We start from the raw sequence: 9,425 nt of genomic DNA, 5'->3' as shown, positions 1-9,425 counted from the left end.
AATTTGTGGGAGCTGGCTTGCCGGCGATGAGGCCAGACCAGGCACTAGAGATTTCGGGAAGACTGAACAATGGCCACAGAAGAAACCAAATTCACCGTCGGCAAAACCACCTTCTACCAAGGTGAAAACCAGACCCATCCGCTGTTCCGCATCGAAGCAGGCATCCCCTGCCAGAGCGCCCGCGAACAAGCCTCGGAGCTTATGGGCTATGCACGGGATATGACCCTGGACGGCTTGATGGAAGACAAACCTCAGCTGATCTGGGCATCGCATTACCTCTGCGCATTGGCGAAGGCACTGATGGATGATGCCGAGCTGGGCATGATGCGCTGAATTGCCCTTCCCTTACTGGATGCCTTCAGAACCTAAATCCAGCCCCGTTTTGAAGGCGCTCCAGCTGCCCCGACTTTCACAGCCAGGTAAAGCTAGCGTGCGCTTAGCTGTCTATGGGACTCGATTACCCATCGGCCGCGCAACATTCCTTTCAACTCGTCAACACTCAGGGTCTTATCTTTCTTGCGATGGACAACCGCGTGACAGTTGGCGCACAACGTCACGAGGTCTGTCTCAGGATTCACTGCCTTCTCCCCACCAAACTCCGAAATCGGTACTACGTGATGAACGTGAATGAAGCCCTTCGCGTGTTCGCCGTATGCCTGTTCGAAATCAAACCCGCATGCCTTGCAGTCAAGCCCGTGGATGGCGATGGCCTTCACTCTCAAATCTTTCCGACGCTCGTAACGGGTTCCAAAGTAGCTTGTTTTGCTGCCTTCACTGGCCGATTCAAAGGTAAGTGGGTCGTCTTCCGTATCCGGTACAGCCGCGTCAGCACGCGAAGGCAGGAGCGTCGCATGGCTTAAGATGGCATCGTAATCGGATTGAGAAATTGGCCGAACGCCATCACGCCAGTAGTTGCTCCTACGGCTGGCGGGGATAGTCTCCAGGTACTCGCCGTCAATTTTCGAGGGGACAGCGTCTTCAAACGGCGTGAAGTTTTCGATCAGAGCAAACAGATCACCCTTATCGCTCCTCCGGTCAGCGTAGACCTGACCTATACGTGCCTTACCAAAATAATGCGGATCGGTGCTGAGGCGGACGGAAGCAAAGGCTTTGTCCTTGATGCGCCCTTTGTAGTAGATCACCTCGGTTCCCTGCGCGAGCCAGGCTTGGTAGCGCTTGGGGAAGTGATAGACAGCACCTGTCTCGTCTTCCCACTGCGATGTGTCGTTTTCAACGATGACGACGGGCATATCACTTTCCTCTCGACTGATGGCAAAAGCCTATCAAAAAAGAGGAAATTTCCTACGACATAATGAGAAGTTGACCCAATTCCCGGAGGTTATGAGTCTGGCCATGCCCTACACCGCCGAAATTGCTGTTGGGGTCTGCCGTTACCCACAGCATTCCTCTCAGTGGCCTCCGGGCGGTGTTCAAGAAGAAAAAAGAGAACATGGCCGCACTACGACCCTATGAGCTTTCCGAGCTCATGATCAAAATCGCGAACGCCAGCATCAAGCGGATCACCCGCTGCCTGATCGAATGGCAACTGCACACCATGACCCGCCCTGCCGAAGCGGCTACCACCCGATGGACAGACATCGACTTCGCCGCCAAACGCATCTGAACCACCCCGCCGGAGCGCATGAAAAAGCGTCGTCCGCACACCATCCCGCTGACCAAACGGGCGCTCGGGCTGCTAGAGACACTCAAACCCTACTGCGGCCGTGTTTCCAGCAGATAGAAACCCGCGCACCCACGCCAATAGCCAGACCGCCAACACGGTGTTGAAACGCATGGGCTTCCAGGACCGCTTGGTGAGCCACGGCATTCGCTCCATGGCCAGCACCATCCTGAAGAGCATGGGAGGGATCCGGAGCTCATCGAAGTCGCGCTGGCGCATGTCGACAAGGATGAAGTCCGTAGTGCCTACAACCGGGCGGACTACATCGAACGCCGGCGTCCGATGATGGCCTAGCGGAGTGAGCATATTCAGAAGGCGGCCGCCGGCAGCCTGTCGGTATCTGCTATCAATCAAAGCAGGGACCAAAACGCCGTGCCGATACGCTGAGGGCTCACCGGACGCCGCCTGTACCGAGAATGACTCCACAGATGGAGTGATGGTTGATTTGGCGACAGCGGCGACACCGGCGACAATCCGCGTAATACCTGGTCTGCAGTATGGCGACAGAAGTAGCGACTGTCGCCGCTGCAAGCCTCGCTCTTGGGGCCTTTTCGACTAAGCCCATACGAGCGGGAAGGCTCCGCATTCCCGCTCGTATGGGCTATGCGTAATTGCATTTCATTTGACCACCTAATTGAGTTGCCGCTGACCAGTCGTTTGCATCCGACTTGACCATTCATTTGCATTCGCGCTGACCAGTCGTCTGCAGTTGATGGGTGTCAGCGGGTGCCACTCAGCGCGAGTGCTTCAGCCAAGCACTGAAGGACTGCAACCGGCCAACTCTGTTAAAAGAGTCGGTTTACCCGAGCTGCCCGCATATCGATCGGTGAAAACGCCTTCTATGCTCGCTGCTACGTGAAATCCAAACCCGGGTAGCCTCTACTAAAGGTAAGGATTTCAATCTCAAACGCGTACTTTTCTACCGTGGAACCACGTCCAACTTTTCAACAGAATCGGCCAAAAGCAGCCGGGCGATGTGCCTACACCACCAGGGGCGATTCGCACGTTAGAGGCTTAGCGTACGATAATTTCCCAATTCCGCGGACTCCCCGTCCATGGCCTGCCCTCCTCTGCAAGAGGCCACCGTCGGCGAGGGGTTTCCGGTCCAGCTGCGGTGGTTGGATAGATGATGAGGGCCTGCCCGACGTGGAAGCAGGGCAGGCCCAGAGTTTAAGTTTAGTCCGGTTGCAGAGGGGCGGGGCGCCCACTGAACGAGGAACGAACTTGGCTCAGGCCCGATGCCTTGTCAACCTGATCGGTGATCCACGCGAAAAGTGTGAACGGATTGTTCGATGACCCCTGGGCGCCCCGCGTCAGCGCCTGCTCACGGTGTTCTGGCGAGTCGGACCCGGCGTAAATGAAGTAAGGCGTCGTGTTCCTTCGTTCGCGTATGGCCTCAAGCAGTCGATAGCCTTCCGTCGGCCCCTCCACCCGCCCCATGTCGGAAACGATCGCAACGAAACGACGCGTCTCCAGTAGCCTCAACGCCTCGGCGGTGTCCAGCGCCAAGGTGCAAGAAATAGCCTTTGATGCCAACAGCCGGCGGACGTTTTCATTGTTCCATGGCCGATCGTCCACCCACAATACCTGACGCACCCACGGTTCATCTCGGCTCGTAACCACAGGTTCGTCGATCACTCTGACGCTCTTACCATTGGCGAAGGCGATCCGCTGCCCGGTGGCCGACAACGCCACACTGACACGCCTGACTTGCGAAATGCCCTTCATCACCTGCCAACTGTTCAATCGCTTGAACCCCTCCGTTTCCCAAAGGTCCAGACGCCCGGAGGCCGTTACCGTGACGAAGCGGCGACCATCCGCACTGACACTCGCACCGCGCAGTATCCCATGGAGGTTCAGCGGATCCTGATCCAGTGGGCGGCGCGTCTTGCGACGCCGGCCCGGCAAGTCGTACAGGGAGCCGTAATGCAGCAAGCCCGCCGCGGTGATGGCAAACACCATGTCGTCACGGGCCCAGGCCACAAGCACCTGATCGTGCAGCAGCGCCTGCAGGTCGTCCTCCAGTTGCCCTCCCCGCCCCGGCAAGAGTGGCACGTCCACCTGCGGCGGTTTGCCCCCCTCCAATGCCGTGATCAGGTTGGCCCCCTCGCCCGTCACCCACCAGCGTGTCGAGTCGACAGACAGCACGGGCCGTCGGGGCAAGCCTGCCCCTGGAATGACTTCACGCAGGGCATCGCCATCTTTCATAAAGGTCGCGCCATCGGCATCCACACCGAAGAAGGGACCTTTTGGCGACTCACTGTCAGCATCGGATGAAAGGGCAGCGGGAGACCTGAACAGCTGGGTCAAAGGTACGTCACCCGGATGAAGCGCCAGCAGCTCGCTGTCAACGGCATTTCGTTGCCCAAAGTCCTCGACCTTCAACGCTTGAACACGGGTGAATGTGCCGTCGAACTCGGCAACAGCCAACTGGTTGGCTGATAACCACGAAGCTGCGGTCAAGCGCATCATCTTGTATGACTGCGGAAAACGCCGCAGTAAGCGCTCACGCAAATCACTCACCATCGTTCCCAATTCGCGCCAGACCTGGGACTCAAATTGGCCCGCCGACTTCAAGTTGAAACGCTCCCTGATGCGGACCTGGCTGCCTATACCTAGATGAGCGGATTGTTGAGCTCCCAGCACCACGCAGGTGGAAACCACATCCTTTCGCTGGGCGAAATCGTTTATCGCCTTGAACTGCTCATAGTGTTCGTCTGCCCACTCCAGGTAACCCTCGGTCTGGAACACGATCAACGCCTGCGTGTTGAAACGCCGATGCGCCAATACTGAGGGGCTCGATAGACGACGCACGCGCAGGCGTGCCGAAAGGCTTTCGCTCAAGGCGTCGGTAACCCTCCTGACGATGGTCTTGACCGCCGCTAGGTTCACGTTGTCATCCGGTAGCTCGCCAGGTGCCCACCAAAGCAGCGTAATGACAGGTTCCTGATAATAGTCGATGCCCTGGTGTCGACGAATGGTCATGCCAGCCGCTTCGTGCGCCGGTTGCCATACATCGATGGCGGAGGCCATGCGCATCACCAGCCAGTCCTCACCGGAAGGCGACCATCGCAGGTCCAGGATCGGCTCGCGCAGCGTACGTACACGGTCAAGGGACGGCGGTGAGCCTGCATCGGCCTTGAGCGACGCCTCAGGCCGGGCAGCCTGTTCGGCTGGTACCACCGTCTCGCGCTCCTCGACTGACATCCCCTCCGCCGTACTGCGTGGGCGCAGGCCGATGCGCTCGAGAAACGCCCGGGACACCTCGGCAAAGGATTGTTGCTCGGGCGAAAGCTGGCGTATCTGCTCCTCACTCCAGGTTTCCACCACCGCGCGCATGTCCAGGTGCTCGCCGTACTTTTTTTCCAGATAACGGCCGACTTGCATCTGGATATCCAGCCCCAGCGCCTTCGGCATGCCTTGCTGAAGTATCGGCCTTACCCCTTCGACAAAGTCATAGATGACCTCATCGGCAGGAGTGCCGGATACGCAAGGCAACGCTTCGAGCAAACCACCCAGAACGAATTCAACCAGGTGCGAGGTCTGGGATTCGGGCAGTGTCGCCTGCTGGACCCAACGCATCACCGGAAAGCTCAGGGGCGCCGTGACCGACAGGTGTTGGGCTAGAGAACGCGCCATTGGAGATGAGGCCATGCGGAACTGCATGGTCAATAACTTCGCATCCATCACACCAGAGACCGGGATTGAGTCATGCGACTCCGGTTCTCGTTCATCCAGCAGTATGGCCGGAATGCGTCCTGCCCCCCCCATCACACCTTTGGCCCACGCCTTCAACGGCGCGGACGCGAACTCGATCAGGGGGATCGCCAGGCGGCTGTCGTCTCGTACCGCCGCCTGGCCCTGCAGCCGCACGTGCACCTCCATCGCCCGGGTGGCAATCAAAGGCTGGGCACTGCTGACCCAAGCATCCGGGGTGCCGGTCCAGCTGCGCGACCACAGGCTTACGGGCAATGTGTGCAACAAGACAATTGGTTGTTGTACGGCCATGGCCCGCAATAACTTCAGGTAGCTGCCATTACGCCATCCAGCCGAGGTAAAGTCACTGGCGAGCAACAGTATTTCACCCGGCCACCATTTGATCTTGTCGGCCTTACGCGAAGCACCGAGCGGGCGTCCCAGCCGGTCGAGTTCAGTCAGGGCTACGGCAGGAGATAGCCCATCGGACGTCGCGTCATCCTCGGCCAAGGTCCACTCCCGTTGCTGCTTGAACGTGCCCTGAGCGCGAAAAAGCGCTGTCAGTTCATCCAGCGGCTGGGTCCATAGCGCGTTGGTACCGTGACGCTCGCGGATCACGCTCAGGCGCAAGGAGCGGCGCGACCCCGGCAGGTACACTGGCTTCAGGGCATGAGGGCCCTCGTCGGTCAGGCGATCAAGGGTCAAGCGCTCATCCAACCTTGCGGATGCCTGGCGATGCTGCGCCAGGAAGGGCTTGACCGCACGCTTGAAACCTGGGCGGTCCGCAAGTGTGGGCAACGCCCCCAGCTTGGCTGTTCCCCCCCCCTCGGCGCGAGCGGAGGCAGGCTTGAGCAAGGCCTTCTCTACATTGCGAGGGGCCGCCTGCAACGTGCCATAGCCAGTAGGCGGAATTACGAGCGGCTCGGGCTTGGCAGACGCTGGCGCGTTCTCACTGGTAGTCTCCCAGCCGGGATCGGCACCCTTGGGCGCTGCGCTGGCGGGAGCCTGTTCCTGCACGATGCCCATGGCATTCGCCAGCCACAACGTATCCGCCAGGCTCTTGTAGTCGAGCGCGACTCCGTCCTGCAGCAATGCGTCAATCAGACTGTTGAGCATGTTCGATCAGCTCGCGGGATTGGTCAGCATCTCATACAAGCGTTGCGAGTCTTCAGTCTCACCGCCGCTCACCCGATGCACCAGGTAGGCGGCGTTGAGCAGTTGATCCGTCGCACGGGGCTGGTTGCTGCTGGCGAAGCGCTCGATGTACGCCTGCGCACGCTCAGCGACCTCAGGCCCTACGTGGGCCCCTACGATCTGCGCCAACTGCTCCACCCCCGGCGCCTTCAGTTCGACCCGGATACAGCGTCGCAGGAACGCCGCAGGAAACTCACGTTCGTCGTTGCTGGTCATCACGATGAAGGGAAATTCGTAACACTGGACTCGCCCCTCTGTGATGGTCGCCATCGCGGCCGTTGCGCCCGATGTCTCTGCGTCTCCCGCCGAGGAGGCAATCCTGACCGCGACCTCCCGGTTTTTCTGGCGCTGCAATTCAGGAATTTCGAACCAGCCCTCCTCCAGCGCATTGAGTAAGTCGTTGGGCAGGTCCGGGTCGGCTTTGTCGAGCTCATCGATCAGCAAGGCTCGTGGGCGTTCGGAGGGCAGCAACGCGGTGCCGAGTGCCCGGAGCCTGATGTACTCACCGATATCGACGGCGGTATCAGCATGCGCTTCCTTGTCGCGTAGCCGGCCAATAGCGTCATAGTCGTACAATCCATTGTCCAGTGTGGACCTCGAATTCACCGGCCACACCAGCACAGGCCCGAGCTTCAACTCATAGGCAACGCGGTAGATCAGTGAGCTCTTGCCCGTGCCGGGTGGGCCGGTCACCAGCAGAGGACGACGCAGGACCAACGCGGCATTTACCGCATCAAGAATATCTTTAGGCGTCTGGTACGCCCGGGCGCGCTCCCAGTAGCGGGCCGAATAGTCGATATCGCCCACGCTGTTGAACTTGTCATTCGCCGGTCGGGCAAATCTGCGCCATGGTGGCGCCTCGGGGAACGAAGTATCCGAGGGCTCGCTTTCACCTGAAAAAATTCGCCACTGAGTCATGTGCTCGTCCTTACGGAAGGTTGATATAGACCGCTGGAGACACCGCCAGCACCGGGTGGAATTCGGTCAGGGGTGTCCACGATGCAGGTCACGCCGTTGCACTCTTGGGTTTTGAGTGCCGCTAGGTCGACTTGCGTGTTGCGCAGGCGCACATACGGTTCGCCTTGGACGATATTGGTCACTCGTTCCATATGTTCAGGCCCACACCACGCCGCGCATGCAACCCCCTGACGCAGCGAGCGTTCGATGACATGCCTGTCGGTTTCCAGGCTGGTCGTGCCATGCCAGGACCAACCTTGCTCGGTAACCGAAGTCTCCGACTGTAACCAGACCATGCGCGGAACCCTATCGTGGGTGATGCCGGCGCTCTTCCAGCTTTGTTGCCAAGGACGTTGCCAGCTGCGGTCCTGCCATCGCTCCAAGACTCTCAACGCCAGTAAGGCGGGTGGTTTGCCAAGGAAATAGGAATGCTTGTCGCTTGTGTGAAATTCAAGCCCGGCGTAGGGCTCGAAGATTCGGTCGGCTGGCAGCACGACCTCGAACACCGTGTTTCCAAATGGCCCGAAGCCTCCGTATATCTGCATCAGAACCGAGCGCAGACGCTCAGTAAGCGTGGCCTCCGGGGTACGATAAGCGCCACCTTCAATCTGGTCACCGTTGTAAAACCATACACGTGTTTCCTCAACGTCCAACCCACCACTCAGATCAATCACGATGACATCCGAGAGTGCCATTACCTGATTGTCGTTTCGCAACTCCATCAGTCGCTGGTTTACCGCCGGACTGGCGTGACTTCGCGGCCAGTCGCCTATCCACCGTTCAACGGCCTGGATATCAGAGTCCCAGCTCGGATCACTGGACTGCTGACGAATTTGCTCCAGCACTGTAAACAACCTGAGTACAAACTGTTCGACAGTCGTCAAATCGTAATTGGCCTCGCCGACCACCGAGTCCAGCATGTAGAGCAAAGGCATCACGCCAGCCGGGACGACGGAGGAGCCGTTGAGGAACCTACTCGCCACAGCCCCCAGCAACTCTGAAGTTATCTTTGCGCTACCGTTAATAATTGACGCCAATGCAGCCAAGGCCGGCAGGGACATGGTCGGACAGCCCGGCACCGAGATACAGCGCTGCATGGATTCATCCACGTGCAGCAGCCGTGATGTATCGCTTTGAGCCCACGACGAGCAATTTAGGGCTGCCACTAGGTGACTGAGGTCCAGCTCGTCTAGGGACTCATAAGAGGCAAGTAGCTCAAGCAGCGCAGCGGTAAACGCGCTGGATTGACGCACGGGGTCGTTGGTCACCGCAGCACCTGGCTTCGACGCACTCAATATGACTTGCTGATTGCGGGGCCTCTCCGTACCTGCATTAGTTATCGCAAGCGCTCTCATCTGAAACAGCTCGATTTCCTTCGCGCAGGTGTCCTGAATCCACCACTGCCTGGCGAAGCGGTTACCGTCCACGTGATGCACGAACCGATTGGCCACCGAAGTCAGGTTGATTGCATCGTAGGGTTGCGTGGCGGCATCCTCGGTAAGCAGATAACGCTCCTGCGCTTGCCCCCCGTGCCATACGCCGTGCCCACTAGAGTAGACGATGAGGGTCTTGTCCGGGGTGTCCGGCAATGGTGGAAGTTTCGTAGGATCAAGCGCAGCGTCCAGAACCGCTCGAGTCGGTGCTCCGTTCAAGCGCGCACCGGCGGCCATGAGCGCTGCCTTGAGAGCGTTGCGCTCGGCGGCAAGCGCTTCGCTAATCCGCGAGTCCTCATTTATGTAGAGATGAATGTGCGCACCGGGAACGCCATGCGTCAGCAGGTATTGGGCCATGCGCAACGCATCCATCGCTGGCGCGTTAAGCGTCCAACCGGGGTCGCCATACCGCTCGATGCCGATCAGTATGGCGAAGGTGTTTTTTCCTGCCCCCAGTTTCATTG

General features: G+C 59.1%; 5 protein-coding genes and 1 pseudogene. 2 read left to right on the top strand and 4 right to left on the bottom strand.

Annotation, left to right across the window (positions count from 1 at the left end):
- The first annotated feature begins 69 nt into the window (after positions 1-69).
- A complete protein-coding gene (locus RR51_RS26095; protein WP_039615163.1) occupies positions 70-333 on the top strand; it encodes a DUF3077 domain-containing protein in 264 nt (87 codons plus the stop codon).
- Between the two features lie 92 nt (positions 334-425).
- Here RR51_RS26095 and RR51_RS26090 read toward each other — a convergent pair whose 3' ends face one another.
- Complete coding sequence (locus RR51_RS26090) at positions 426-1,250, bottom strand: HNH endonuclease (RefSeq protein ID WP_039615162.1); 825 nt, start codon at positions 1,248-1,250, stop codon at positions 426-428.
- Positions 1,251-1,402: 152 nt separating this feature from the next.
- On the opposite strand from RR51_RS26090, the pseudogene RR51_RS31350 reads away from it, so the two are divergent.
- Positions 1,403-2,068 (top strand): annotated as a pseudogene (locus tag RR51_RS31350) (tyrosine-type recombinase/integrase); the annotation flags it as partial.
- A 789-nt stretch (positions 2,069-2,857) separates the two neighbouring features.
- On the opposite strand, the gene RR51_RS28620 reads toward RR51_RS31350, so the two are convergent.
- Genes RR51_RS28620 through RR51_RS26070 form a run of 3 tightly spaced genes read right to left on the bottom strand, consistent with a single transcriptional unit; the run spans position 2,858 to position 9,423 of the window.
- Positions 2,858-6,493 (bottom strand): SAV_2336 N-terminal domain-related protein, encoded by a 3,636-nt coding sequence (locus tag RR51_RS28620; protein WP_052261118.1) that lies wholly within the window; start codon positions 6,491-6,493, stop codon positions 2,858-2,860.
- Positions 6,494-6,499: 6 nt separating this feature from the next.
- Entirely contained in the window at positions 6,500-7,489 is a 990-nt protein-coding gene (locus tag RR51_RS26075) for an AAA family ATPase (protein ID WP_039615161.1), read from the bottom strand.
- A complete protein-coding gene (locus tag RR51_RS26070) occupies positions 7,486-9,423 on the bottom strand; it encodes a caspase family protein (RefSeq protein WP_039615160.1) in 1,938 nt (645 codons plus the stop codon). The genes RR51_RS26075 and RR51_RS26070 overlap by 4 nt, the downstream gene beginning before the upstream one ends.
- Positions 9,424-9,425: the final 2 nt, after the last annotated feature.

The organism is Pseudomonas sp. C5pp (genome assembly GCF_000814065.1).
Lineage (GTDB): Bacteria > Pseudomonadota > Gammaproteobacteria > Pseudomonadales > Pseudomonadaceae > Aquipseudomonas > Aquipseudomonas asiatica.
Note: the sequence above shows the minus strand (reverse complement) of the source record. Positions and strands in the feature narration are given on the sequence as shown.